The following is a 24,949-nucleotide window of genomic DNA, read 5'->3' on the forward strand; positions in this document are numbered from 1 at the left end:
TTATTTTAAAAATGAATGAGCCGTTGTATCTTGGTTTTCTGTTCCAGCGTCATCAAAAATACGTAATTGTTTAATCCAATAAACGATTGCGCATGCACAGATGATCATGAAAATCCAGTTAATTGTGTTTGCACCAAACCATGTAATTAATTCCAAACGACGTAAAAAGTCAAGAGGAGCAAACAAAATGTTAACGAATAAGTATTGTATTCCTTCAAAAAAAGCTGTCATAATTTTTTAAAATTATATGTTATTTATTGTTGTGTAATGCTTTGAAGATAAAATTCAGTTATTAGAATCTTTTTTCAACTTGTTCGGTTTTCATTTTAAACAAGTATTATCTTTACAATCACAAAAGTATAAAATATCCTTATGATAACAAGTGTTTTTAAAAAATCTACGCCATTAAATTATTCATTGGTCGTAATTTTAATACTGGTTTTCTTTTTTATGTTCCAAATTAAAGACCCATCTTGGGTTACTTCTTATTTTTTGGCTTTCCAAAAAGTGAGTTTGTTGTGCTTTATTTTGGCTTCTTTTTTTATGATAAATTTTATTGTAAAAAAGAACGGACTCAGTAAAGACAATGGTTACGCGATACTTTTCTATTTATTATTTCTTTTGTTTTTTCCAACCATATTTAACAATCCAAATGTTATTTATGCGAACTTCTTTATTTTATTGGCACTTCGAAGGTTGATTTCTCTTCAATCGCTCAAAGCATCAAAAGAAAAAATATTCGATGCATCATTTTGGATTTTTGTAGCTTCTTTATTTCAATTTTGGAGTGTACTTTTCTTAATATTGGTTTTTATATCAATTGTTTTTCACGTTTCTAGAGATTATAGAAACTGGGTTTTGCCTTTTATTGCACTTTTAGCGGTAGCAGTATTGTTTTATATGACATCTTTAATTTTTCATATCGATGCCATTGCATTTTTTCAAGAAAGAGCTGTAATCGATTTTAGAATTGATTATTTCAAAAATAATTACGAAAACGGAGCACTTTCAATATATACCGCCGTTGCCTTATTTTTTGTTACTTCAATGTTAATGACATTATCAAACAGACCGCAGATTGTGCATTCTTCATATAAGAAAATTGTTGCCTGCTTTTTTATCGCAGCTTTGGTGTATATCATTTCACCAAACAAGAGCAATGATTTATTATTGTTCAGTATTGCACCATTAGCAATTATGGCGACAAGTCATGTTGAATATATGCAGCAAAAATTGAACAACGAAATTGTATATTATGTGTTGATTGTCTGCAGTTTATTTACATTCTTTTCACAATTATAATTTACTTCCGTAAGCAAGATCTCCCGCATCGCCAAGACCAGGAACAATGTAGTTTTTCTCATTTAGTTTTTCGTCTAAAGAAGCGACCCATAAATGACAATTATCCGGAAGATTTTTTTCTAGATAAGCGACACCTTCTGGCGCAGCAATAACCACTACAATATGAATTTCTGTTGGAGCGGCATTTTCGACTAATTTTTTGTGAACTGCTACAATAGACTGACCCGTTGCAAGCATTGGATCAAGAAGTAAAACCGTTTTATTGTTTAAGTTTGAAATAGCCTGATATTCAACCAAAATTTCGAACTTATCATCATTATTTGGGTGATATCTGCAAGCCGAAACAAAGCTGTTTTCTGCGTGGTCAAAATAATTTAGAAAACCGTTATGAAGCGGTAATCCAGCTCTTAGAATTGGACATAAAACTAAATCTGTTTCAATTTCTGTTGTTTTTTTAATTCCGAGAGGCGTTTGAATATCAACATTTTTGTATGGCAAAATTTTACTCAATTCATAGGCCATGATTTCTCCAATGCGTTCAATATTTCTACGAAAACGCATACTGTCGTTCTGTACATTTACATTTCTAATTTGTCCTAGAAAATGATTTAATACACTGTTATTCTCAGAGATATAATGAATTTTCATAATATTTTTTTAGTAGATCAATAGATTTTTAAGAAGAATTGAAAAATTAGTAGTTTTTTTCAAACTATAAAAGTATAAAAAGTATCTTTGTTTTATAAAAAAATAAAAACATGTTTTCAAAATTAGCATATTCTGTTTTCGAGCAAAGTATCAAAGATTATCATCAATTTGATAATGTCGATCAGCCGATTAATAATCCTTATCCAAAAGATAAGTTTGAACATTTATTATATTTGAAAAATTGGATTGATACTGTTCAATGGCATTTTGAAGATATTATTCGTGATCCGCAAATTGATCCTGTTGCAGCCTTAACTTTAAAAAGAAGAATTGATGCATCAAATCAGGAACGTACTGATATGGTGGAATATATCGACAGCTATTTTTTACAAAAATACAGTGATGTAAAAGTAAAAGACGGAGCAAAAATCAACTCTGAAAGTCCTGCTTGGGCATTTGATAGATTGTCTATTTTAGCTTTAAAAATTTATCACATGAATGAAGAAGCAACTCGTGCAGAAGCTTCACAAGAACATAGAGATAAATGCCAGGAAAAATTAAATATTCTTTTAGAACAAAGAACAGATTTATCTACAGCAATTGAAGAATTATTGACAGATATTGAAAATGGTGATAAATTCATGAAAGTGTACAAACAAATGAAAATGTACAATGATGATGAATTGAATCCAGTTTTATATCAAAATAAAAAATAATTTGGCAGACTTGTCTAGCAAAATTAAGCATATAGCCGTCATGAGACTATCCGCAATGGGAGATGTCGCCATGACGGTTCCTGTTTTACGCGCTTTCGTAAAACAATATCCAACGGTGAAATTGACCGTTATTTCCCGTCCTTTTTTCAAACCTTTTTTTGATGGAATTCCCAATTTGGAATTTTTTGCGTTTGATGAAAAAGAAAGACACAAAGGATTTCTTGGACTTGTACGTTTATATAACGACGTAAAAAAACTAAAAATTGATGCTTTTGCAGATCTTCATAATGTATTGAGATCTAAAGTTGTGAGCTTACTTTTCGCTTTAAGCGGAAAAAAAAGAGCAACTGTAGATAAAGGCCGAGAAGGGAAAAAAGAATTAACAAGAGCCGAGAATAAGATTTTTAAACAATTGCCAACGATGTTCCAAAGACATGCAAAAGTGTTTGAAGAACTGGGTTTTCCTTTAGATTTATCCAATCCGAGTTTTCCTGAAAAAGCAGTTTTAAGTGCCGAAATTTTAGAAATCATCGGCGGAAAAAATCAAAAATTAATTGGAATTGCGCCTTTTGCACAATATGATTCTAAGGTTTATCCGATAGATTTAATGAAAGAAGTTGTAGCAAAATTGGCTGAAAATTCAGCTTATAAAATTTTGCTTTTTGGCGGCGGAAAAAAAGAAATCGAGATTTTAGATTCACTTTCGCAACCGTATGAAAATGTAATTAATATGGCTGGGAAAATTAAATTTCAGCAGGAATTACAATTGATAGGCAATCTAGATGTTATGCTTTCTATGGATTCTGGAAATGCACATATTGCGGCAATGCTCGGCGTTAAAGTTATTACACTCTGGGGGGCTACGCATCCGTACGCAGGATTTTTACCCTTCAATCAAAGTTTAGAAAATGCGTTAACTTCAGACAGAAATAAATATCCTCAACTGCCAACTTCTGTTTACGGAAATAAAGTTGTTGATGGTTACGAAGATGCAATGAGAAGTATTTCTCCAAAAGATATAATAGAGAAAATTCAGTTAAGCATATAATCCATTAAAATCATAGAGAAAATATCCAATTGTTTTCTTTTTGTTTCTATTAGCAACAATTACAACAAAATGATTTTCTTTTTCTGTAGATAGCAAAATATGTTCAAAATCTTCTGTTGAATTTCTATAGACTTTATGTACCAATTGAGATTCTTTAATTTTTCGGGATAGTATGTTAGCGGCTTTTAGCTTACTTACATAAGGCCAGATATTAAAAAAATTATGATCAGAAACTTTTACTTCTGTCATTTTTCCACTCATTGTTGAGTCATATTTCTCTTTAGACAGTAATTTGGGTCCTTTTTTATTTCGTTGTTTTTTAATTATGAAGTAAACGCAAATAAGAGATGTAATTACAAAAAGCGCGATAAAAGATAAACGAAGGTAGTGATGCGTTGCCATAATATTTAATATTTAAATGTGTTGACAAATTTTATTTAGTAATACAGCAATATACTCTGATTGCGATTACCATAATTTCACCCCTAATATAATAAAAATTCAGCAATATTTCAATTAAAAATTGGTTTTATAATAAATTGATATTACTACCCCAATCTTTCATTCTCATTTTGTAAAAATTATAATAATTATAATAAGTCAAAAAAAAATCCAAATTCCAGTTTTATTTGGAATTTGGATTTTTAATATTGAAATTTCTAAATACTAAACATCGTCGTAATCAACATAAATAGTTTCAGAAGTTGGATGCGCTTGACAAGTTAAAATTAATCCTTCGGCAATTTCGCTGTCTGTTAAAATAGAGTTTTTAGTCATTTCTGCAGATCCTGCTGTAACACGTCCTAAGCAGCTGCTGCAAATTCCGCCTTGGCAAGAATACGGAGCATCAACTCCTTGTTTTAGAGCAGCATCTAGAATAGTCTGTTTTTTAGACATCTCAAAAGTAGTTTCCTCATCGTCTACCAAAACCGTAATTTTTGTATGCCCTTCTTGAGAACCTTGAATTATGTGTTCTTCAGAAGAAGAAGTAAAAAGCTCAAATTTAATAGCAGATTCTTTTACGTTTTTCTCTTTCAAAACATTAGAAACAGTATTGATCATTTCTTCTGGTCCGCACAAGAAGAATTTATCAAACTCAAGTTCTTTATGTTTGTTATTTAAAACAAAATTCACAGCAGATTTTTCAATTCTTCCAAACAAAGCATTTTCAGCTTTTGCCTGACTAAATACGTAATGCACAAAAAATCTGCCTACATATTGTAATTGTAAATCATGAAGTTCCTGATGAAACATAGTGTTTTCTGGAGTTCTATTTCCATAAACCAATACAAACGAACTTTTTGGCTCATTTTTTAAAACCGTTTTTATGATAGAAAGAACTGGAGTGATACCACTTCCTGCAACAAATGCGGCGTAATTTTTTTGTCTTTCAGCATCAGGCTCAAAAGTAAATTTTCCTTCTGGCTGACCCACTTCAAGAACATCTCCTGATTTTAATTTTGTATTGGCAAACTGAGAAAAAAGACCATTTTTTACAGCTTTGACAGCAATTCTTAATTCGCCGCTGTCTGGTGCAGAACAAATGGAATAAGCACGTCTAATTTCTTGGTTATCAAGAGTTAATTTTAAGTTTATATATTGACCAGCTATAAATTTATAATCTGGTTTTAGTTCTTCGGGAACATTAAAAAGTATAGAAACAGCATCTGCAGTTTCGCGTTTTACCTCTTTAATTATAAGTTTTAAGAATGAAGGCATGTTAGAATTTTTCTGCAAAAGTAGCAAACCAGTGTTAAATGATTGGCACGAAATTATTTTTTTTAACTTTTTTTGTAACGTTTTCCTACATTTGATCTCTTACTACACAGAAACTAAAACTATAAACCATGATTAAGAAGTTTATTTACCTAGAATGGAAGGCCTTTATTAGATCGGCATCTTTTGGTAAAAACCTGACAATGAAAATTATAATTGGATTTTTAATGATCTATTTTTCCTTAATTTTTATCGGAATGGGAGTTGGAGCATTTTATGTTTTAAAGGACATGAAATTAGAACCATTAGTAACCATTAACAAATTTCTGATTTATTATTTTCTATTCGATTTGATAATTAGGTTGTTACTGCAGTCAATCCCAGTTTTAAATATCAAACCATTATTGGTTTTACCCTTTAAAAAACCAACGATTGTGCATTTTTCTTTAGGCAAAACAGTTTTGTCTTTTTTTAATTGGGTACATGCCTTATTTTTTATTCCGTTTTCGGTTGTATTAATTTTGAACGGATATGATGTTGTTGGAATTGTTTTCTGGCATTTGGGAATTATGGCCATAATTTACATTAATAACTTTTTGAATATTATATTAAGTAATATCGATAAATTATTCGTTGTTTTTGTCGTGATAATTCTGGCATTAGCAGGAGCACAATATTATAAATTATTTGATATTACGACTTTTACAACTCCGTTTTTTCAAAATTTTTACGATATAGAAGGAGTGTTTTTAATTCCGATTTTAGTATTAATAGTGCTGCATGCTTTTACTTTTAAATACTTCAAGAAAAATTTATATCTAGATGCTGGATTATCTGTAAAACAAGACATTGCTTCGACAGAAAATCTTACTTGGCTGAATCAATTTGGAACCTTGGGGACATTTCTTAAAAATGATATTAAACTCATCAAAAGAAATAAGAGATCGAAAACAACTATTTTTATGAGTTTTCTCTTTTTATTTTATGGACTAATATTTTTTGCAAACTCGCATCAGCCGGCAGTAATGCACATTTTTGCAGGCATATTTGTTTCAGGCGGATTCTTGTTTGTATTTGGTCAGTTTGTGCCAAGCTGGGATAGTTCTTATTATCAATTATTGATGACACAAAATGTTCCGTATCGTGGTTACATTACCTCTAAGTGGTGGCTGATTGTTATTGCAACTTTCATTTCTACAATTCTGGCTTCGTTTTATCTTTTTTACGGCTGGGAGGTATATTTAACTATTATCGTTGGAGCAATTTATAATATAGGAGTCAATTCGCATTTAGTTCTTTTAGGCGGTGCATTTACCAAAACGCCAATCGATTTAAGCAACGCCGGCGGAGCCTTTGGAGATAAAAAAGCGTTCAATGTTAATGCTATGCTTCTTTCGCTGCCAAAAATTTTACTGCCTTTAGCGCTTTACTCAATCGGACTTTATCTAAACAACAAAAATCTTGGATTAGGATTAGTCGCTGGTGCAGGTGTTTTAGGATTTATTTTTAGAGATAAGGTTTTTTCTTTAATCGAAAAAAGATACAAAATCGAAAAGTACAGTACAATAAATGCTTATAAACAAAAAAGTTAAAATGTGCCAATTTGATAATCAGATAATATTATCAATTAGAAATCTAAAATCAACAATCTAAAATCAACAATCTAAAATCAACAATCTAAAATCAACAATTAAAATGATACAAGTAAATCAACTTATAAAAAATTATAACGGAACAACAGTTTTAAACATAGAAAATCTTGAAATCCCAAAAGGACAAAGTTTCGGATTAGTAGGAAACAACGGCGCAGGAAAAACAACATTTTTCAGCCTTCTTCTAGATTTAATTCAACCCTCAAAAGGAAGTATTCATAACAATAATATTCAGGTAAATACAAGTGAAAATTGGAAATCTTTTACCGGCTCATTTCTTGACGAAAGTTTCTTAATCGGCTATTTAACACCAGAAGAATATTTCTATTTTATTGGAGATCTTCGCAATCAAAATAAGGCTGATGTTGATGCTTTATTGGCTCAGCATGAAGAATTTTTTAATGGAGAAATTTTAAAAAATAAAAAGTATTTAAGAGACTTGTCTAAAGGAAATCAGAAAAAAGTAGGTATAATTGCTACACTTATAGGTAATCCAGAAGTTATTATTTTAGATGAGCCTTTTGCCAATTTAGATCCAACAACTGTCAGCAGGTTAAAAAAAATCATCAAAGATCTGGCAGATAATCCAAATGTTACTGTGTTAGTTTCAAGCCACGATTTACAGCACACAGTAGAGGTTTGCGACCGAATTGTTGCACTTAATAAAGGAGAAATTGTAAAGGATATCAAAACTTCAAAAGAGACCTTACAGGAACTAGAATCGTTTTTTGCGGTATAAGTTTTTAGATTACAAAAAGAAGCGTATTTTTACAAGTCTATATACTAAAATCGATTTTTAGTAGTTATCTGTTTTAAACTCTTTTCTATTGAAAAAGAATACTCTTAAATATAGTTTTACTTTCGTTTTTTTATTCTTTTTGATAGCTTGTTCTACCAAAAAAAATACCTTTTTGTCTAGAACTTCGCATTCTGTTGGCACGAAATACAATATTTTGTACAATGGAGGAATCGGTCTAGATAAAGGCTTAAAATCTATTCAGGCCAATGATCAAGATAATTTTTGGAAATTACTGCCAATTGAAAAAATGCAGTTTGACGAAAATTTTTCTGAAGGAGAAAAAGCTAAAAATCCTGATTTTGAGCGCGCAGAAACAAAAGCGACCAAAGCCATTCAAAAACACTCCATGAATATTGGAGGCAGGGAAAGAAATTCACAAATTGACGAAGCGTATTTAATGCTCGGAAAAGCAAGATATTACGATCAGCGTTTTATTCCTGCAGTTGAAGCATTCAATTATATTTTATACAAATATCCAAACAGCAATAATATTTATACTGCTAAAATCTGGCGCGAAAAAACCAATATGCGTTTAGGTAACGATGCCATTGCGTTAAAAAACATTAAGCTGTTACTTAAAAATATAGATTTAGACAAACAGACTTACGCTGATGCTAATGCTCTTCTGGCTGAAGCTTTTATAAATTTAGAAGAAAAAGATAGTGCTGTTGCTAAACTAAGAATTGCTGAGGAATTTACAAGAAAGAATGAAGAGCGAGCTAGATACCGTTTTATTCTTGGCCAAATGTATCAGGAACAAGGAAAACGGGACAGTGCAATTTATTTTTATGATGGTGTAATCGATTTGAATCGAAAAGCAGATCGTAAATATATGATGCACGCGTACGCTAAAAAAGCACAGTTGTATGATTATGAAAAAGATAATGATACCATCTTTTTAAAAATGTTTAATAAACTTGTTACTGACCGAGAGAATCGCCCTTATTATGATGTGTTGTTTTACGAAATGGGAGTTTTTTATGATAAAAAGAAAGATCAAGAAAATGCCTTAAAGTTTTATAACAAGTCTTTAGGAAGAAAATCAAAAGATCCTTATTTGGTGGCTTCTGCATACAGAAACATTGGGAACATGTATTTTAAAAATACAAATTATACAATGGCTGCTAAATATTATGACAGTACATTGGTGAAATTAGATCCTAAAACCAGAGAATACGCTTTTATAGAAAAAAACAGAAAAAACCTTGATAATGTAATTAAGTACGAAGCTATTGCAAAACGCAATGATAGTATTATTAAGGTATACAATCTGCCGGCAACTGAGAAAAAGATTTATTTCGAAAATTATATTGTAGAGTTAAAAAAGAAAGATGAAGCCAAACGACTTTTAGAAGAAAAAGAAAAAGAGCGTTTAGCAAATATCGACTTAAACTCGCAGGCACAGATTTCAGGAAATGGAGCTGTAAATCCGCAGTCTTTAGGAAAACCAGTAGAACCAGAAGGAGTAGGAATGCCTCCTGGAGCAAATGAAAACGGAAGCACATTTTATTTCTATAATCCAACAACGGTTGCTTATGGAAAATTGCAATTTAAAAAAATGTGGGGTAATAGAACATTGGGCGGCAACTGGAGATTGGCAGGAATAAAATCTGCTAACAACGATGCAATGAACGATACCATCAATACTAAAGATGTTGCAAATACTTTACAAGATACAGTGGTTGCAGAAAAATATACTGTAGCCTATTATGTAAAACAACTTCCTACGTCACAGCCAGCAATGGACAGTATTGGTATAGAACGTAATTTTGCATACTACCAATTAGGACTTATATATAAGGAGAAGTTTAAAGAATATAATTTGGCTAGTGATAAACTAGAACAATTACTGCGCAACAATCCAGAAGAAAAACTGGTATTGCCTACGATGTATAATTTGTATAAAATTTACCAAATTACAAATCCACAAAGAGCAGAAGAGATAAAAGCGGAAATTTCAACTAAATATCCAACTTCGAGATATGCTCAGATTTTAAATAATAGAGCAGAAGATCCTAACTCAAGTCCAGACAAAGAATACCAAAAATGGTATAAACTTTTTGAAGAAGAAAAATTTGATGAAGTCTTAGCCAATATTGATAATTTGATTAATCAATATTCTGGAGATGATATCGTTTCGAAATATGAATTATTGAAAGCCAATACTTTAGGAAAAGTAAATGGTTTAGAAGCTTATAAAAAAGGACTTGAAAATGTAGCCGATAATTATCCGAATAGTGAAGAGGGTAAAAATGCAAGAGAAATTCTAGAGAAACAAGTGCCGGCTTTAGAAAGATTAAATTTTACAACAGTAGACAACAAAAGCTGGAAAATTTTATATGCAGTGCCTAATAGTGATACTAAAACGCTTAAACAAATTGAAGAAGCGATTAGAGTATTTTTATTAGTTGAAAATTTTGAACGCTTAACAACTTCTTTTGATAAATACAATCAATCTGAAAGTTTTGTAATTATTCATGGTTTAAAATCTGAAGCTTATGCTAAAGATGTTGCGGGAGTTTTGAGAGATGACAAGAAATATAAAATTGCACATCCTGCTGTTATTATATCAACAGATAATTACAAAGTGGTTCAAATTAAAAAGAACCTCGAAGCCTACTTGACCCCAAAAACCCCATAATAATGTTTGAAAAAGTAAAAAAAAGCGGAACAGAGCAATTAGGAAAAACAAATCGTATTGTAGAAGGAACATCGATAGTAGGAGACATAGTATCAAAAGCCGATTTTAGATTAGACGGCGAATTGATTGGAAATTTTACTTCACAAGGAAAAATTGTAATAGGCGCAAAAGGAGCTGTCAAAGGAGAAATTATTTGTAATAATGCGGATATTGAAGGAGAATTTCATGGAAAAATAAAAGTTCTTGAAATCCTTAATATTAAATCGACTGCTCAAATACATGGAGAAGTAGCAGTAGGAAAACTTTCTATAGAACCAGGAGCCGATTTTACAGCAACCTGCACCATGCTTACTCATAATAAAGAAGTAACCCTAAAAGATGGAAAAGGAACCGAATAATAATAGAAGAAATAAATGGCTTGCATTTATTAATATTCCTTTTCAAATGGGAGTTATTATTTTTGTATTCTCTTACTTTGGAACTTGGCTTGACGAAAAGCATCCAAGTCCCAAAGTATATTACAATACCATTTTTGTTATGCTTGGAGTTGGAGTCGCATTATATAATGTAATTCGCCAGGTAAACGATATTAATAAGACAAAGTAGTTTTTAGTAAAAACAGCTTAAGATAAAAGTTGCATCTTTGCGCAAAAATTATCTCAAATGCTTTTAAAAAATTACAAACCGGTATTTTATTTATTTTGTCTTGCTTTAACAGCTTATATTCTACACAAAGCAATTTTCTTTTTTTGTGAAATTAATATTCAAAACTTTCATTACAGTTTAGAATTACAGTATTTATTCTTCTTCGGAATTTCGGCTTTATTATACCTTATATTATTAATAGTAAAAAAGAAGAATTTTGAAATCGTCGGGATGACGTTCTTATTTGGAACTTTTGCACAAATGTTATTGGGATATTTAATTCTGCAGCCAATTTTAAAAATTAAAACTGGAGAAACCGATGTTGAAAAGATTAGTTTTTTTATAACATTTGTGCTGTTTTTGTTATTTCAGACGCTTTTAACTGTCCGATTATTAAATGAAAAGCGTTAAAATAACAATTCTTTAAAACAAGGTTTAAAAATAATTTTTCATATCCTTTTGAATATTAATAAAAAATGTACCTTTGCACCAAATTTTAGAAACGTAAAAAAATAAGATTTTCCACGATATGGTGATTTCAAACAAACCGCTCAGCTTTATTCTTGCCGCTTTTGTAGCTTCTCTACCAATTATGGGTTTTGCAAATCCAGAGAATGACTCAACGCATGTTCAAACTGAAACAGCTCATGAAGAGAAAGTAGTTTCACACAATGCCCCTGAGGAAGGAGAGCATGCTGCTCTTGATCCAAAAGCAAAAGTGGACGCTTTTATTGATCATCACTTACAAGATTCTCACGATTTTGTTTTCTTCTCAGATGAGAAAGAAAACAAACATTATGGTTTTTCATTACCAGTTATACTTATTGACGGAGGATTGAAAATTTTCTCTTCTTCAAAATTACACCACGGTGAAGCAGTTGCAGAAGTTGACGGAAACTTTTACAAATTAGTTCACGGTAAAATTTACAAAACAGATGCTGCCGGTACAATTAACTTTAACGAGCACGGACATCCAGAAAATGAAAAGCCGTTAGATTTTTCTATTACAAAAAATGTAGTATCAATGCTTTTCGTTGCAGTAGTATTATTTTTAATGTTTACTGGATTAGCAAGATCATATAAAAAAGGACCAATCCCAACTGGATTTGGTAGAGTTTTAGAGCCACTTATTATTTTTATTAGAGACGAAATCGCTGTTCCTAATATTGGTGAGAAAAAATACCGTAAATATATGGGTTACCTATTAACTGTATTTTTCTTTGTTTGGTTGTTAAACTTATTAGGAATGACTCCACTAGGAATTAACGTTACAGGTAACATCGCTATTACAGTTTGTTTAGCAGCATTTACTTTCATCATTACACAATTTAGTGCAAACAAAGATTATTGGGGACACATTTTCTGGATGCCAGGAGTACCAGTTCCAATGAAAATTATTTTAGCACCAATTGAAGTTTTAGGAACATTAACAAAACCATTTGCATTATTAATTCGTTTGTATGCAAACATTACTGCAGGTCACGTAGTAATTATGAGTTTGATCGCTATGATTTTCGTAGGTAAAAATTTAGCAGCAGATTTGCCAATCTCATTAGGTTTAACATTGTTTATCTCTGTTATTGAAGTTTTAGTTGCATTTTTACAAGCGTTTATCTTCACGATGTTATCATCACTATTTATTGGTATGGCTGTTCAAGATCATGATCATGCTCACCACCACGAAGATGAAACAGCAATTATTTAATTTAGAAGTTTAATTTTATATATATAAATAGTTATGGGAACAATTCCAACTTTAGTAGGTGCTGGTTTAGTAGTAATCGGTGCAGGTTTAGGTTTAGGTAAAATCGGTGGATCTGCTATGGACGCTATTGCTCGTCAGCCAGAAGCTGCTGGTAAAATTCAAACTGCGATGATTATTATCGCGGCTTTATTAGAAGGTTTAGCATTCGCTGCTTTAATCTTAGGAAAATAATAAAGAGAGAAATAACAGCATCTTTAACGGTTGGTTAAAGATGTTGTTACTTTTAAAAAAGAAATTAAATATTTAATATAGTTATAAAATGGATAAGTTAATTAACGATTTTTCATTCGGTCTATTCTTTTGGCAAGCTTTAATCTTGTTAGTATTAATTTTACTTTTGGTGAAATTTGCATGGAAACCAATTATGGAGTCTATTACTGCAAGAGAAGAAGGTATTAAAAATGCATTGCTTTCTGCTGAAAACGCAAAGAGAGAAATGGAAAATTTACAAGCTGACAATCAAAGAATTTTGAATGAAGCTCGTGCAGAACGTGACGCGATGCTAAAAGAAGCTCGTGAAATGAAAGAGAAAATGATTGCTGATTCTAAAAACGAAGCACAAGAAGCTGGTCAAAAAATGATCGAACAAGCTAAAGCTGCTATCGAAAGCGAAAAAAATGCTGCAATGGCAGAACTGAAATCTCAAGTTTCAAGTCTATCATTAAGTATTGCTGAGAAATTATTGAAAGAAGAATTATCTAACAAAGAATCTCAAACTAAATTAGTTGAGAAAATGTTAGGTGACGTAAAGTTAAACTAAGATTATGGCAAGTACAAGAGCAGCAATTCGTTATGCAAAAGCAATTCTAGACTTAGCAAACTCTAAAGGTGTTGCCGAAGCTGTCAATAACGATATGAAATCAATTGCATCAGCAATCGATACTAATACAGAATTGAGTACCTTTATCCAAAACCCAACAACAAAAGTTGAAGTTAAAGAAAGTGCTCTTCTAGAAGTTTTCGCAGATGTAAATGGAGTAACAAAAGGATTATTTCATTTATTATTTGAAAACAAAAGATTTGAAATTCTTAATGCAATCGCATTAGAATACAATAAATTGTTTGATGAAAGTAATGGTGTTGAAGTAGCGAAAGTTACAACTGCCATTCCAATGGATGCTGCTTTAGAAGCTAAAGTTTTAGCCAAAGTTGCAACTTTATCAGACAAAAAAATTACAATTGAAAATATAGTAGATCCTTCAATTATTGGTGGATTTATTTTAAGAATAGGCGATAATCAATACAACGCTTCTGTTGCAAACAGATTACAAGTATTAAAAAGAGAGTTAAGTAATTAGTTTTTATAACACAAAAAGTGTCTAAATTATAAATTAAGATGGCGGAAATCAAACCTGCTGAAATTTCAGCAATATTAAGAAAGCAAGTAGAAGGTTTTGAATCTGGTGCTACGCTAGAGGAAGTAGGAACAGTACTTCAAGTTGGAGACGGTATTGCTCGTGTTTACGGGCTGTCTAATGTACAATATGGAGAGTTAGTAGAATTTGATAACGGTATGGAAGGTATCGTATTGAATCTTGAAGAGGATAATGTTGGGGTTGTATTATTAGGACCATCAACTGGACTTAAAGAAGGATCTACTGCAAAAAGAACTCAACGTATTGCTTCTCTTAAAGTAGGTGAGCAAATGGTAGGACGTGTTGTTAACACTCTTGGTTTTCCAATTGATGGAAAAGGACCGATCGGTGGTGACTTATACGAAATGCCTTTAGAAAGAAAAGCACCTGGTGTTATCTTCCGTCAGCCAGTAACTGAGCCATTACAAACAGGTGTAAAAGCTGTTGATGCTATGATCCCAGTTGGTCGTGGACAACGTGAGCTTGTTATTGGTGACCGTCAAACAGGTAAATCAACTGTTTGTATCGATACAATCTTAAATCAAAAAGAATTCTACGATGCAGGAAAACCTGTATTCTGTATATATGTTGCAATTGGACAAAAAGCTTCAACTGTAGCAGGAATCGCTAAAATGTTAGAAGAAAAAGGAGCAATGGCTTATACAGTTATCGTTGCTGCAAATGCTTCTGACCCAGCTCCAATGCAAGTTTATGCTCCATTCGCTGGTGCTGCAATTGGAGAGTACTTTAGAGATTCTGGTCGTCCAGCACTTATCGTGTATGATGATTTATCTAAACAAGCTGTTGCTTACCGTGAGGTTTCTCTTTTATTAAGAAGACCACCGGGACGTGAGGCTTATCCTGGAGACGTTTTCTACTTACACTCTCGTTTATTAGAGCGTGCTTGTAAAGTAATTGCTGATGATGGTATCGCTAAAAACATGAACGATTTACCAGATTCTATCAAATCTATCGTAAAAGGTGGTGGTTCATTAACTGCTTTACCAATTATCGAAACTCAAGCTGGTGACGTTTCTGCATATATCCCAACAAACGTAATTTCGATTACAGATGGTCAGATTTTCCTTGATGGAGATTTGTTCAACTCTGGGGTTCGTCCTGCAATTAACGTAGGTATCTCTGTATCTCGTGTTGGAGGTAATGCTCAAATTAAATCTATGAAGAAAGTTTCTGGAACTTTAAAATTAGACCAAGCTCAATTCCGTGAATTAGAAGCTTTCGCTAAATTTGGTTCTGACTTAGATTCTGTTACTTTAAACGTAATTGAAAAAGGAAAAAGAAACGTTGAGATCTTGAAACAAGGTTTAAATGATCCTTATACAGTTGAAAACCAAGTAGCTATTATCTACGCTGGTTCTAAAAACTTGTTAAGAAACGTTCCTGTAGAAAAAGTAAAAGAATTTGAAGCTGATTTCTTAGCTTACTTAAACAGTAAACATAAAGATACGCTTAATGCGTTGAAAGCTGGTAAATTAGATGACAGCATTACAGATGTTATCGAAAAAGCAGCAAAAGAAATCTCAGCAAAATATAACTAATAAGATAATAAGTAAATTAGATAATTAGACTTAGTTCTAATTATCTAATTTTCAAATTGTCACATTTTCTAATTAATAGATGGCAAATTTAAAGGAAATCCGTAATAGAATTACTTCCGTTTCATCGACGATGCAGATTACATCGGCTATGAAAATGGTTTCTGCTGCAAAGCTTAAGAAAGCACAAGATGCAATCACTGCAATGCGTCCTTATGCCGAGAAATTAACGGAGTTATTGCAAGATCTTTCTGCTACACTTGAAGGTGAAGTTGGAGGAGATTACACAACACAACGTGAAGTAAAAAAAGTATTGCTTGTAGCTATAACTTCTAACAGAGGTTTATGTGGTGCATTCAATTCAAATATTATTAAAGAGATTAAAAACCGTACAGAGTTTTACGCTGGAAAGCAAGTTGATGTTTTTGCTATTGGTAAAAAGGGAAATGATGCTTTAAACAAAACTCATAAAGTTCACGGTCATCATAATGCAATTTTTGATCATTTAACTTTTGAAAATGTTGCAGGAATTGCAGATAATTTGACTGAGAAATTTTTATCTGGAGAATACGATAGAATTGAATTAGTTTACAATCAGTTTAAAAATGCAGCAACTCAAATCGTTCAAGTAGAACAGTTTTTACCGTTAGCTCCTATTAATACTACTGGTACAGCAGCTTCTTCTGGAGATTATATTTTTGAACCTTCAAAAGAAGAAATTGTTTTAACTTTAATTCCAAAGTCTTTAAAAACGCAATTGTATAAAGGTATTCGTGATTCGTTTGCTTCTGAGCATGGAGCACGTATGACTGCTATGCATAAAGCTACAGATAATGCAACTGAGTTGAGAAACCAATTGAAATTAACTTACAATAAAGCGCGTCAGGCTGCTATTACTAGTGAGATTTTAGAAATTGTTGGTGGAGCAGAAGCTTTAAATGGATAAATCAATTCATATTATATAAAGAAAAAGCCAGCGAAAGCTGGCTTTTTCTTTTATGGAAGTTTTTTTCTTTTTTAATAATAATTTTATAAAATGGTGATTCTCAGATTATTCAAAATTTGAGAATCACTACCATTTTATAAAAAATTGACAGATAACTCTGCTGTGCTTTGTCTTTTATGGGAACAAACTAGCTTTATTAGTCCCAGTGCTCTGTTTTTTTAAGGGTTACATTTCAGCAGAATCAATCCCTGTGCTTTGTCTTTTATGGGAACAAACTAGCTTTATTAGTCCCAGTGCTCTGTTTTTTAAAGGGTTACAATACAGCAGAATCAATCCCTTGTGCTTTGTCTTTTATGGGAACAAACAAGCTTTATTAGTCCCAGTGCTTCCTTTTTTATAAGGGTTGTATTTAGCTTTCTCAATCCCTATGAAGCAAATTTAAGAAAACACTGTTTAAAAAAAGTTACATAATTTTTAACTTAAATTTATATATTTCACATGTTAGTGTTCTGGTTATTATATAAATGACTCAGAAAAAATAATTAATTTTGAATTCTATTCTATTAAAATGACTTTACAAATACTGGAAATTACTACGATTGAAGAAATGCTGGCTCAAATTGAAACCATCAGATTTCTATATCCCAATATCACTTTAGAAAAATATAAATCTTTTCTTTTGGAGATGATTCCGCATAATTATACTCAAATTGGCGTTTTTGAAAATAATAAATGTTTAGGAATTACAGGATGCTGGTCGGCAACAAAATTGTGGACAGGCAAATATCTCGAAATTGATAATTTTGTTGTTAATCCAGAATATCGATCTCAAGGAATTGGAAAACTACTCACTGATTATATCGAGAAAAAAGCAATAGAATTAAATTGCAGCAGTATTGTATTAGATGCATTTACTGGAAATTTTGGAGCACACAGATTTTATTACAATCAAGGTTACGCCCCAAGAGGATTTCATTTCGTGAAAATTTTGGATGAAAAGAAAATGACGGTGTAAAAGAGTTAGAACTTTTCTTTATTGCATCAAACAAAAGCACCATTAAACAAAAGAAATGGTTATTTTTGTCTTACAAACATTATTACAATTATATTTTGGGATTATATAAAAATCTATTCAAGCAAACAGCAATTTACGGACTGGCAACAGTTTTACCGAGAATGCTGAGTTTTTTATTAGTGAGATTATATACAGGAATTTTACCTACTGCCGAATATGGCGAGGTGTCGATAGTATTGTCTTGGATGGTTTTCTTTAACGTAGTTCTTTCTTACGGAATGGAAACCGCTTTTTTTAGATTTTATAGTGCTGAAGAAGATAAGAAAAATGTAATAGCGACTTCTACAATTTCGATTTTTTGGACATCAATTATTTTTCTATTTGTTGCTTTAATCTTTAGAAACACTTTAGCAAGTTTAGCCGAAGTAGATGTTCAGTATGTTACCTATACGGTTTGGATTTTGGTTTTGGATGCATTGGTTTTAATTCCATTTTCTAAATTACGAGCGAACCAAAGGCCAATGGTTTATGCAGCAATTAAAATTGGAAATGTGGTAATCAATTTATTACTGAATATTTTCTTTTTAATGTACCTGCCAAAATTAGCAGCCTCAAACCCTAATTCAGTTTGGGATAATTTATATGTCGAAAATTTCCAGATCGCTTATATTTTTATTGCAAATCTTTTGGCGAGTTTAGCAACTTTTATAGTTCTTTCTCCTAATTATCTTTCGCTTGGACGAAAATTTGATCCAGAACTTTGGAGAAGAATGATGAAATACGGACTTCCTATTTTGGTTGCAGGATTGGCTTTTGCTGTCAACGAACATTTTGATAAAATCTTATTAGGGTATTTGCTTCCAGAAAATTTGGCAAAATCTGAAGTTGGAGCTTATTCTGCTTGTTACAAGTTAGGTTTATTTATGGTTCTTTTTGCAACAGCATTTAGATTAGGAATCGAACCATTCTTTTTTAGCCACGCAAAAAATGCAAATGCTCCACAGACTTACGCCGTAATTACCAAATATTTTGTGATATTGGGTTCGCTGATTCTATTAGGAGTTATAGTTTTTGCAGATGTTTTAAAATACTTATTACTAGATAATAAATCCTATTGGGAAGCAATGAAAGTTGTACCGCTTATTATTTTGGCGAATTTCTTTTTGGGTATCTATAACAACTTATCGGTTTGGTACAAACTTACAGATAAAACAAAAATTGGTGCCTACATTTCTATTGTAGGTGCTATTGTTACTTTGGTTTTAAATTATTTTTTAATTCCAAAATACAGCTATTATGGTTCAGCAATTGCGACTATTTCGGCTTATGGCAGCATGATGCTTATTTCTTATATATTAGGAAATAAGTATTATCCTATTCCTTACGACATGAACAAGATTGGTGCTTATTTAGGCGTTTCGATATTATTTTCGATAATTTCATTTTATGGATTTAGAGAAAAATATTATGTTGGAATTCCACTTCTTTTAGCTTTTATGTATTTAGTTTACCACTTTGAAAAAGATACTATAAAAGGAATATTGAAGAGAAAGTAAGCCGGGATTAAAAATTTTATATTTAAAAATGAAAATACAAATTATCAATAAATCGCAGCACGATTTACCAAATTACGAAACCATTGCTTCTGCAGGAATGGATTTACGTGCCAATATTTTAGAACCAATTACGTTAAAACCTTTAGAAAGAGCGATTGTAAAAACAGGACTTTTTATTGAATTACCAATTGGTTATGAAGCCCAGGTTAGACCAAGAAGCGGTTTAGCTGCTAAAAAAGGAGTAACAGTTTTAAATTCGCCAGGAACTGTTGATGCAGATTACAGAGGAGAAATAGGAGTAATTTTAGTAAATTTATCTAATGATGATTTTGTAATTGAAAATGGCGAAAGAATTGCGCAGTTGATTATCGCAAAACACGAAAGAGCAGAATGGATTGAAGTTGAAACACTTTCTGAAACATCAAGAGGTGAAGGAGGCTTTGGAAGTACTGGAGTTAAATAGTTTTCTGTAATTCGGAAAAATTAAAAAAAGAAAGACCAAACCCAATGAAGATTTTTTAATCTTCCTATAAAAATCAAATAAAGAATGAAAATAATTGTGCCAATGGCAGGCCGCGGATCGAGATTGAGGCCTCATACACTAACAGTTCCGAAACCATTAATTCCTGTTGCTGGAAAATCTATTGTACATCGTTTAGTTGAAGATATTGCTAAAATATTAAAAGACCCTATTGAAGAAGTTGCATTTATTTTAGGCGACGAAGCTTTTTTTGGAGATGATGTCGTAAAAAGTTTAGAAGATTTAGCCAAAGGTTTAGGAGCAAAAGCTTCAATTTATCGTCAAGATCAGCCCCTTGGAACAGGTCATGCAATTATGTGTGCAAAAGATTCTCTGTCTGGTCCAGCTGTAATTGCTTATGCAGATACTTTGATTAGAGCTGATTTTGAATTAGATCCTGAAGCAGATGCTGTAATCTGGGTAAAACAAGTAGAACAGCCGGAAGCTTTTGGTGTGGTGAAACTAAACCAAAATAATGAAATTATAGAATTGGTTGAAAAGCCAAAAGAGTTTGTAAGTGATTTAGCAGTTATCGGGATTTATTATTTTAAAGAGGTTGGAGTTTTAAGAAATGAACTTCAAAATGTTTTGGATAATAATATTCAAAATGGAGGAGAATATCAGATTAATGATGGAATCAAAGCCATGATGGCAAACGGTAAAGTTTTTAAAACTGGAAGTGTTGACGAATGGATGGACTGTGGAAACAAAGATGTTACTGTCGAAACCAATACTAGAATGTTAGGTTTTTTACATAACGACGGTGAACATTTAGTTGATTATGACGTGAAACTAGAAAACGCTACAATTATTCCGCCGTGTTATATTGGAGAAAATGTTGTCTTGAAAAATACAACAATTGGTCCAAATGTTTCAGTTGGAAAAGGATGTCATGTAACAGACAGTACTATTAAAAATAGCTTAATTCAAACGTATTCTCAAATTAAAAATGCTAACTTAGATAACGCAATGATTGGTAATCATGTAAGTTATGATGGTAAATTTACTAGTGTAAGTATTGGAGATTACTCAGTTTTAGAATAAATAGGAATAAAATTTCGTTTTTGTTTAAAATGTAATTTTTATAATGATCAAAAAAAGAGTTTTTACAGTTTTGTTTTTTGCTTTATTCAGCACATCGGTTTCGGTTTTTGCACAGACAGAACCCGAAGATATTGCTATGGCAACAGATGAATATCAAGACTCATTTTATGAATCATTAAAACAAAAAGGAATTGAAAATTATGATAAAGCTATTGTGTCATTGGAGAAATGTATCAAACTAAAACCCAATGACGCAGTGGCTTATTTTGAATTAGGAAAAAATTATCTGGCACTCAAAGAATATCGAAATGCACAAGATGCTTTTGAAAAAGCTACACAGCTGGATCCTAAAAATAAATGGTTTTGGCTCGGAATTTATGATGTAAGTTATGAGACCAAAAACTACCCGCTAGCGATAGAAATCATTCAAAAAATAATTGCTTTTGACGAAGAGTACAAGGACGATTTGATTTCATTATATATGATAACAAATCAGTACGACAAAGCTTTGACTGCGATTAACGAAATGAATGATAAGTTCGGAAAGTCTGCCGATCGTGAAATTTACAAAGCTCAAATTTTATCGCAGGGAAAATATCAAAATGCTGAAATTGACAATTTGGTTCAGCAGATTAAAAAAGATCCAAAAGAAGAATCCAATTATGTGAATCTTATTTTCTTATATTCAAAAAATAATGAAAATGATAAATCACTGGAAGTTGCGAAACAATTAGCAAAAGAAATTCCGAATTCAGAATGGGCTCAAGTGAGTTTATTCAAAACATATTTGGATGCCAATCAAGCGGATAAAGCCATAAAATCAATGAATGTGATTTTAGCAAGTTCAAAAATTGATTCAAAAATCAAACATAGAACTTTGAACGAATTTTTGATTTATGTAAACAAAAATGCGCAGTATGCTCCAGATTTAGAAAAAGCAATCGCTTATTTTGACAACGATAAAGAAGTTGATGTTGCAAAAGAAATAGGAAAGTTTTACCATAGCAAAGGTCAATTTGAAAATGCGATTAAATATTATGAAAAAGATTTAAGCGCGCATTCAGATACAGATCTTGAAACCAATATGTTATTGCTGGAAGCTTATTCGCAGACCAAACAGTTTGATCCAATGACAAAAAGAGCGATGATGTTGATTGAAGTGTATCCGAGTCAGGCACAGTTTTATTACTATGCAGGTTTAGGAAGCAATCAGCAAAAGCAATTTAAAAATGCAAAAACCGTTTTAGAAATGGGTTTGGATTATGTTGTTGATGATGTAAAACTAGAAGCAAATTTTAATATTCAATTAGGAGAGGCATATAATGGATTGGGAGATGCAAAGAAAAAAGAGGAATACTTTTTGAAGGCAAATGAATTATTAAAGAAAAAAAAGTAAAAGAGAATTGAGATGAAAAGATATATAATACTATTAATACTTTCTACTGCTGTAATTTCGTGTAAATCGAAAGCCGTTGCAGTACAAGGTAATACAAGCCAGACAATTGCGCCAAAAGAAGACAAGAAAATAATCGAAAAACATTACGATAATAAACTAGATTTTTCTACTTTGTATATTAAGGCAAGCGCAAAATATGTTGATGAAAAGCAAAGTCAAAATGTAACTGCCGAAATTAGAATCGAAAAAGACAAACAGATTTTGATAAGTGTTCGCTTTTTAGGAATTACAATGGCGAAAGCATTAATAACACCTTCTGCAGTAAGTTATTATGAAAAAATAAACAGCACTTATTATGAAGGAGATTTTACAAGCTTAAGTAAATGGCTTGGAACAGATCTAGATTACAGTAAAGTTCAAAACTTATTGGTTGGAGAAGCTTTTGACGATTTAAGAAAAGGAAAATATACGCAGACAATTGTAGAAAACCTTTTTAGACTGGATGAAGAAAAAGACGCTAATTTGAAAAAAACATTCTTCTTAGATGGCGAAAAATATTTAATTCAGAAAGAAGAGATTTCACAACCATCTGAAAATAGAAATTTACAGATAGCGTATTCAGATAGTAAAACTTTTGATCAAGGAACGCTTCCAACAAGTATCGAAATAAATGCGGTACAGCCAAAAGGAAAAACAAGTATTAATTTGAATTACAATAATATTTCATTTAACGAAGAACTTTCTTTCCCATATAGTGTTCCAAGTGGGTATAAAAAAGTTACAATTAAATAAATTTGCAAAAATAAAAATAGAAACATGCCAAAATTTCTCCTAAGCCTAGTTTTAATTTGTGCCACTACATTTATATGGGCACAGGATTCACAGCAAGAAAAACTGGAGCAGCGTAAAGCTCAAATTCAACAGGAAATCCGAGACAATGAAAAGATGCTTCAGTCTGTTCGAAAAAAAGAGAAATCTGCTGTGAATGAATATTTAATTCAGGCAAACAAAATCAAATTAAAAGAGAAATTAATTAATACAACCGCTAAACAGGAAAAAATTCTGAGTAACGATATGTATATTAATCAGGTTAAGGTAAATAAGCTCAAAAAAGAATTGGCAGTATTAAAAGAGGATTATGCAAAAATGATTTTGAAATCCTACAAAAGCCGTTCTGAACAGAGTAGAGCAATGTTTATTTTATCTTCAGAAAGTTTTTTGCAGGCTTACAAGAGAGCGCAATACTTAAAACAATATACGAATTACAGAAAAAATCAAGGTTTAGAAATTCAGTCTAAAACCGCTGAATTAGTAGATTACAATTCAAAACTTGACGGACAAAGACAAGTTAAGAAAAAAATTATTGCTGAGAATGAAAAAGAAAAGAAAAGCTTAGAAGAAGAAAAGAAAGAACAGCAAAAGCTTGTTAACACGATTAAAAAAGACAAAAATAAAATTATTGCTGATACAAAAGCCAAACAGCAGGAATCTAGAAGAATTGATGCAAAAATCAAAGATCTTATTCGTGAACAAATTAGATTAGCGAATCAAAGAGCTGAAGAAGAAAGACGTAGAAAAATAGCCGAGGGAAAAGCTACCGAAGCAGAAAAAGCAGAGGCGTCAACAACTAAAAGTTATTCATCAGATAAAATTACATTAACGCCAGAAGGTAAAATTTTAGCAGCAGATTTTAAAGCAAACCGAGGGAAACTGCCTTGGCCAGTGGAAAAAGGATTTATATCGCTTGGTTATGGAGATCAGCCGCATCCACTTTATCCTTCTTTAACTGTTCATAATTCAGGAGTAGAGATTACTACAGAACAAGGAGCAACAGCTCGAGCAGTATTTGAGGGAGTGGTATCAAAAGTTATTGCATTGTCTCCTGTAAACAGAGCCGTTTTTATTCAACATGGAGATTATTTTACGGTATACCAAAACCTAAGTTCGGTGTCTGTTGAGCAAGGTGATAAAGTAAAAGTGAAACAAAGTATTGGAAAAGTAAGAACAAGTGGAGACACTGGAAAAACAATTATTAAATTCTTAATTCTTCAAAATACATCAAATAATAATCCAGAAGGATGGTTACAAAACAGATAAAATTTAAAAGGAGCTTTTTTGCTCCTTTTTTTATGAAATAGAAAAATTAATCTGAAATTGAACTTATCCTAAATAGAAATTACTGCTTTCGTTAAGCTGAAATTATACGATTGAATTTAAAAATAGTATTTTTGCAGTATGGAAACAAATAGACAGAAAAAAATAGGCGGTGTTATTCAGAAAGATCTGGTTGACATTTTGCAAGGTGAAGTGCGAAAAAACGGAATTACTAATCTGGTAATTTCGGTATCCAAAGTTAGTGTAACTTCAGACTTATCTGTGGCAACAGTATATTTAAGCATCTTTCCTCAAGAAAAAGCACAAGAAACTTTAGAAGGGATCAAATCAAATACAACATTGATTAAACACGATTTATCACAACGTGTACGTCTGCAATTACGTCGTGTACCAAACTTGGTATTCTTTATCGATGACTCTTTAGATTATATCGAAAAAATCGACAATGCTTTAGCTGGACAAGAAAACCCAATAGAGAATCGTGATCTTTTAGAAAAAAGAAGAAAATCATAAA

Annotated in this window: 27 protein-coding genes; 23 read left to right on the forward strand and 4 right to left on the reverse strand. The window is 31.7% G+C overall.

Annotated elements, in window-relative coordinates:
• A complete protein-coding gene (locus EDB96_RS01050) occupies positions 1-231 on the reverse strand; it encodes a DUF6341 family protein (protein ID WP_029271378.1) in 231 nt (76 codons plus the stop codon).
• A gap of 141 nt (positions 232-372) precedes the next feature.
• Between EDB96_RS01050 and EDB96_RS01055 the strand changes: the two genes are divergently transcribed.
• On the forward strand, positions 373-1,302 hold the full coding sequence (locus EDB96_RS01055; RefSeq protein WP_134138815.1) for a DUF6427 family protein: 930 nt from the start codon (positions 373-375) through the stop codon (positions 1,300-1,302).
• On the opposite strand, the gene upp is transcribed toward EDB96_RS01055, so the two are convergent.
• The gene (upp, locus tag EDB96_RS01060; RefSeq protein WP_057115491.1) at positions 1,297-1,950 is read right to left on the reverse strand and encodes a uracil phosphoribosyltransferase; all 654 of its coding nucleotides are present in this window, start codon (positions 1,948-1,950) and stop codon (positions 1,297-1,299) included. The genes EDB96_RS01055 and upp overlap by 6 nt on opposite strands.
• Positions 1,951-2,060: 110 nt before the next feature.
• Here upp and EDB96_RS01065 point away from each other — a divergent pair, with 110 nt between their 5' ends.
• Together EDB96_RS01065 and EDB96_RS01070 are read left to right on the forward strand one after the other, a co-directional pair.
• Positions 2,061-2,666 (forward strand): DUF4254 domain-containing protein, encoded by a 606-nt coding sequence (locus EDB96_RS01065; RefSeq protein WP_057115492.1) that lies wholly within the window; start codon positions 2,061-2,063, stop codon positions 2,664-2,666.
• A 40-nt stretch (positions 2,667-2,706) separates the two neighbouring features.
• Positions 2,707-3,714, forward strand: a complete 1,008-nt coding sequence (locus tag EDB96_RS01070) for a glycosyltransferase family 9 protein (protein ID WP_134138817.1) — start codon at positions 2,707-2,709, stop codon at positions 3,712-3,714.
• Here the strand turns inward: EDB96_RS01070 and EDB96_RS01075 are convergent.
• Together EDB96_RS01075 and EDB96_RS01080 are read right to left on the reverse strand one after the other, a co-directional pair.
• Complete coding sequence (locus tag EDB96_RS01075) at positions 3,703-4,116, reverse strand: hypothetical protein (protein WP_057115494.1); 414 nt, start codon at positions 4,114-4,116, stop codon at positions 3,703-3,705. The genes EDB96_RS01070 and EDB96_RS01075 overlap by 12 nt on opposite strands.
• A 264-nt stretch (positions 4,117-4,380) precedes the next feature.
• Positions 4,381-5,433 carry a 2Fe-2S iron-sulfur cluster-binding protein gene (locus tag EDB96_RS01080; protein ID WP_057115495.1) on the reverse strand — a complete coding sequence of 351 codons (1,053 nt, stop codon included), beginning with the start codon at positions 5,431-5,433 and terminating at the stop codon, positions 4,381-4,383.
• A gap of 128 nt (positions 5,434-5,561) precedes the next feature.
• Here EDB96_RS01080 and EDB96_RS01085 point away from each other — a divergent pair, with 128 nt between their 5' ends.
• The 20 genes from EDB96_RS01085 (at position 5,562) to rbfA (ending at position 24,948) form a co-directional block, all read left to right on the forward strand.
• Positions 5,562-7,022: a DUF5687 family protein gene (locus EDB96_RS01085; protein WP_134138818.1), complete on the forward strand. Its 1,461-nt coding sequence runs from the start codon at positions 5,562-5,564 to the stop codon at positions 7,020-7,022.
• Positions 7,023-7,125: 103 nt separating this feature from the next.
• Positions 7,126-7,821 carry an ABC transporter ATP-binding protein gene (locus EDB96_RS01090; RefSeq protein ID WP_057115497.1) on the forward strand — a complete coding sequence of 232 codons (696 nt, stop codon included), beginning with the start codon at positions 7,126-7,128 and terminating at the stop codon, positions 7,819-7,821.
• 88 nt (positions 7,822-7,909) lie between these two features.
• On the forward strand, positions 7,910-10,522 hold the full coding sequence (locus EDB96_RS01095) for a tetratricopeptide repeat protein (protein ID WP_134138819.1): 2,613 nt from the start codon (positions 7,910-7,912) through the stop codon (positions 10,520-10,522).
• Positions 10,523-10,524: 2 nt separating this feature from the next.
• Positions 10,525-10,920, forward strand: coding sequence for a polymer-forming cytoskeletal protein (locus tag EDB96_RS01100; RefSeq protein ID WP_057115499.1), 396 nt, complete (start codon positions 10,525-10,527; stop codon positions 10,918-10,920).
• Positions 10,901-11,128: an AtpZ/AtpI family protein gene (locus EDB96_RS01105; RefSeq protein WP_057115500.1), complete on the forward strand. Its 228-nt coding sequence runs from the start codon at positions 10,901-10,903 to the stop codon at positions 11,126-11,128. Before EDB96_RS01100 ends, EDB96_RS01105 begins: the two co-directional genes overlap by 20 nt.
• Before the next feature lie 57 nt (positions 11,129-11,185).
• The gene (locus EDB96_RS01110) at positions 11,186-11,578 is read left to right on the forward strand and encodes a hypothetical protein (RefSeq protein ID WP_134138820.1); all 393 of its coding nucleotides are present in this window, start codon (positions 11,186-11,188) and stop codon (positions 11,576-11,578) included.
• Between the two features lie 118 nt (positions 11,579-11,696).
• On the forward strand, positions 11,697-12,872 hold the full coding sequence (gene atpB / locus EDB96_RS01115; RefSeq protein WP_057115502.1) for a F0F1 ATP synthase subunit A: 1,176 nt from the start codon (positions 11,697-11,699) through the stop codon (positions 12,870-12,872).
• Between the two features lie 33 nt (positions 12,873-12,905).
• Complete coding sequence (gene atpE, locus EDB96_RS01120) at positions 12,906-13,103, forward strand: ATP synthase F0 subunit C (RefSeq protein WP_008465835.1); 198 nt, start codon at positions 12,906-12,908, stop codon at positions 13,101-13,103.
• Positions 13,104-13,191: 88 nt separating this feature from the next.
• Positions 13,192-13,692, forward strand: a complete 501-nt coding sequence (locus tag EDB96_RS01125; protein WP_057115503.1) for a F0F1 ATP synthase subunit B — start codon at positions 13,192-13,194, stop codon at positions 13,690-13,692.
• 4 nt (positions 13,693-13,696) lie between these two features.
• Positions 13,697-14,230, forward strand: coding sequence for an ATP synthase F1 subunit delta (atpH, locus tag EDB96_RS01130; protein ID WP_057115504.1), 534 nt, complete (start codon positions 13,697-13,699; stop codon positions 14,228-14,230).
• 38 nt (positions 14,231-14,268) lie between these two features.
• Complete coding sequence (gene atpA / locus EDB96_RS01135; RefSeq protein ID WP_057115505.1) at positions 14,269-15,846, forward strand: F0F1 ATP synthase subunit alpha; 1,578 nt, start codon at positions 14,269-14,271, stop codon at positions 15,844-15,846.
• A gap of 79 nt (positions 15,847-15,925) precedes the next feature.
• On the forward strand, positions 15,926-16,789 hold the full coding sequence (gene atpG, locus EDB96_RS01140) for an ATP synthase F1 subunit gamma (RefSeq protein ID WP_134138822.1): 864 nt from the start codon (positions 15,926-15,928) through the stop codon (positions 16,787-16,789).
• A gap of 568 nt (positions 16,790-17,357) precedes the next feature.
• Complete coding sequence (locus tag EDB96_RS01145) at positions 17,358-17,804, forward strand: GNAT family N-acetyltransferase (protein ID WP_057115507.1); 447 nt, start codon at positions 17,358-17,360, stop codon at positions 17,802-17,804.
• 95 nt (positions 17,805-17,899) lie between these two features.
• Positions 17,900-19,360 carry a lipopolysaccharide biosynthesis protein gene (locus EDB96_RS01150; RefSeq protein ID WP_057115508.1) on the forward strand — a complete coding sequence of 487 codons (1,461 nt, stop codon included), beginning with the start codon at positions 17,900-17,902 and terminating at the stop codon, positions 19,358-19,360.
• Between the two features lie 28 nt (positions 19,361-19,388).
• Complete coding sequence (gene dut, locus EDB96_RS01155; protein ID WP_057115509.1) at positions 19,389-19,823, forward strand: dUTP diphosphatase; 435 nt, start codon at positions 19,389-19,391, stop codon at positions 19,821-19,823.
• A gap of 84 nt (positions 19,824-19,907) precedes the next feature.
• Positions 19,908-20,924 (forward strand): sugar phosphate nucleotidyltransferase, encoded by a 1,017-nt coding sequence (locus EDB96_RS01160; protein ID WP_134138823.1) that lies wholly within the window; start codon positions 19,908-19,910, stop codon positions 20,922-20,924.
• Between the two features lie 43 nt (positions 20,925-20,967).
• Entirely contained in the window at positions 20,968-22,320 is a 1,353-nt protein-coding gene (locus EDB96_RS01165) for a tetratricopeptide repeat protein (protein ID WP_134138824.1), read from the forward strand.
• A 12-nt stretch (positions 22,321-22,332) separates the two neighbouring features.
• Complete coding sequence (locus tag EDB96_RS01170; RefSeq protein WP_134138825.1) at positions 22,333-23,112, forward strand: DUF4292 domain-containing protein; 780 nt, start codon at positions 22,333-22,335, stop codon at positions 23,110-23,112.
• A gap of 24 nt (positions 23,113-23,136) precedes the next feature.
• Complete coding sequence (locus EDB96_RS01175; protein ID WP_134138827.1) at positions 23,137-24,417, forward strand: murein hydrolase activator EnvC family protein; 1,281 nt, start codon at positions 23,137-23,139, stop codon at positions 24,415-24,417.
• 138 nt (positions 24,418-24,555) lie between these two features.
• Positions 24,556-24,948 carry a 30S ribosome-binding factor RbfA gene (gene rbfA / locus EDB96_RS01180; RefSeq protein ID WP_134138828.1) on the forward strand — a complete coding sequence of 131 codons (393 nt, stop codon included), beginning with the start codon at positions 24,556-24,558 and terminating at the stop codon, positions 24,946-24,948.
• The last annotated feature ends 1 nt before the right edge of the window (position 24,949 follow it).

Origin of the sequence: Flavobacterium sp. S87F.05.LMB.W.Kidney.N (assembly GCF_004366435.1) — a bacterium.
In the GTDB taxonomy this organism is placed as follows: domain Bacteria; phylum Bacteroidota; class Bacteroidia; order Flavobacteriales; family Flavobacteriaceae; genus Flavobacterium.

Excerpts from the sequence above, each read along its gene's own strand:
- EDB96_RS01050 (WP_029271378.1), bottom strand. The coding sequence starts at position 231 with ATGACAGCTTTTTTTGAAGGAATACAATACTTATTCGTTAACATTTTG.
- EDB96_RS01055 (WP_134138815.1), top strand. The coding sequence starts at position 373 with ATGATAACAAGTGTTTTTAAAAAATCTACGCCATTAAATTATTCATTG.
- upp (WP_057115491.1), bottom strand. The coding sequence starts at position 1,950 with ATGAAAATTCATTATATCTCTGAGAATAACAGTGTATTAAATCATTTT.
- EDB96_RS01065 (WP_057115492.1), top strand. The coding sequence starts at position 2,061 with ATGTTTTCAAAATTAGCATATTCTGTTTTCGAGCAAAGTATCAAAGAT.
- EDB96_RS01070 (WP_134138817.1), top strand. The coding sequence starts at position 2,707 with ATGAGACTATCCGCAATGGGAGATGTCGCCATGACGGTTCCTGTTTTA.
- EDB96_RS01075 (WP_057115494.1), bottom strand. The coding sequence starts at position 4,116 with ATGGCAACGCATCACTACCTTCGTTTATCTTTTATCGCGCTTTTTGTA.
- EDB96_RS01080 (WP_057115495.1), bottom strand. The coding sequence starts at position 5,433 with ATGCCTTCATTCTTAAAACTTATAATTAAAGAGGTAAAACGCGAAACT.
- EDB96_RS01085 (WP_134138818.1), top strand. The coding sequence starts at position 5,562 with ATGATTAAGAAGTTTATTTACCTAGAATGGAAGGCCTTTATTAGATCG.
- EDB96_RS01090 (WP_057115497.1), top strand. The coding sequence starts at position 7,126 with ATGATACAAGTAAATCAACTTATAAAAAATTATAACGGAACAACAGTT.
- EDB96_RS01100 (WP_057115499.1), top strand. The coding sequence starts at position 10,525 with ATGTTTGAAAAAGTAAAAAAAAGCGGAACAGAGCAATTAGGAAAAACA.
- EDB96_RS01105 (WP_057115500.1), top strand. The coding sequence starts at position 10,901 with ATGGAAAAGGAACCGAATAATAATAGAAGAAATAAATGGCTTGCATTT.
- EDB96_RS01110 (WP_134138820.1), top strand. The coding sequence starts at position 11,186 with ATGCTTTTAAAAAATTACAAACCGGTATTTTATTTATTTTGTCTTGCT.
- atpB (WP_057115502.1), top strand. The coding sequence starts at position 11,697 with ATGGTGATTTCAAACAAACCGCTCAGCTTTATTCTTGCCGCTTTTGTA.
- atpE (WP_008465835.1), top strand. The coding sequence starts at position 12,906 with ATGGGAACAATTCCAACTTTAGTAGGTGCTGGTTTAGTAGTAATCGGT.
- EDB96_RS01125 (WP_057115503.1), top strand. The coding sequence starts at position 13,192 with ATGGATAAGTTAATTAACGATTTTTCATTCGGTCTATTCTTTTGGCAA.
- atpH (WP_057115504.1), top strand. The coding sequence starts at position 13,697 with ATGGCAAGTACAAGAGCAGCAATTCGTTATGCAAAAGCAATTCTAGAC.
- atpA (WP_057115505.1), top strand. The coding sequence starts at position 14,269 with ATGGCGGAAATCAAACCTGCTGAAATTTCAGCAATATTAAGAAAGCAA.
- atpG (WP_134138822.1), top strand. The coding sequence starts at position 15,926 with ATGGCAAATTTAAAGGAAATCCGTAATAGAATTACTTCCGTTTCATCG.
- EDB96_RS01145 (WP_057115507.1), top strand. The coding sequence starts at position 17,358 with ATGACTTTACAAATACTGGAAATTACTACGATTGAAGAAATGCTGGCT.
- dut (WP_057115509.1), top strand. The coding sequence starts at position 19,389 with ATGAAAATACAAATTATCAATAAATCGCAGCACGATTTACCAAATTAC.
- EDB96_RS01160 (WP_134138823.1), top strand. The coding sequence starts at position 19,908 with ATGAAAATAATTGTGCCAATGGCAGGCCGCGGATCGAGATTGAGGCCT.
- EDB96_RS01165 (WP_134138824.1), top strand. The coding sequence starts at position 20,968 with ATGATCAAAAAAAGAGTTTTTACAGTTTTGTTTTTTGCTTTATTCAGC.
- EDB96_RS01170 (WP_134138825.1), top strand. The coding sequence starts at position 22,333 with ATGAAAAGATATATAATACTATTAATACTTTCTACTGCTGTAATTTCG.
- EDB96_RS01175 (WP_134138827.1), top strand. The coding sequence starts at position 23,137 with ATGCCAAAATTTCTCCTAAGCCTAGTTTTAATTTGTGCCACTACATTT.
- rbfA (WP_134138828.1), top strand. The coding sequence starts at position 24,556 with ATGGAAACAAATAGACAGAAAAAAATAGGCGGTGTTATTCAGAAAGAT.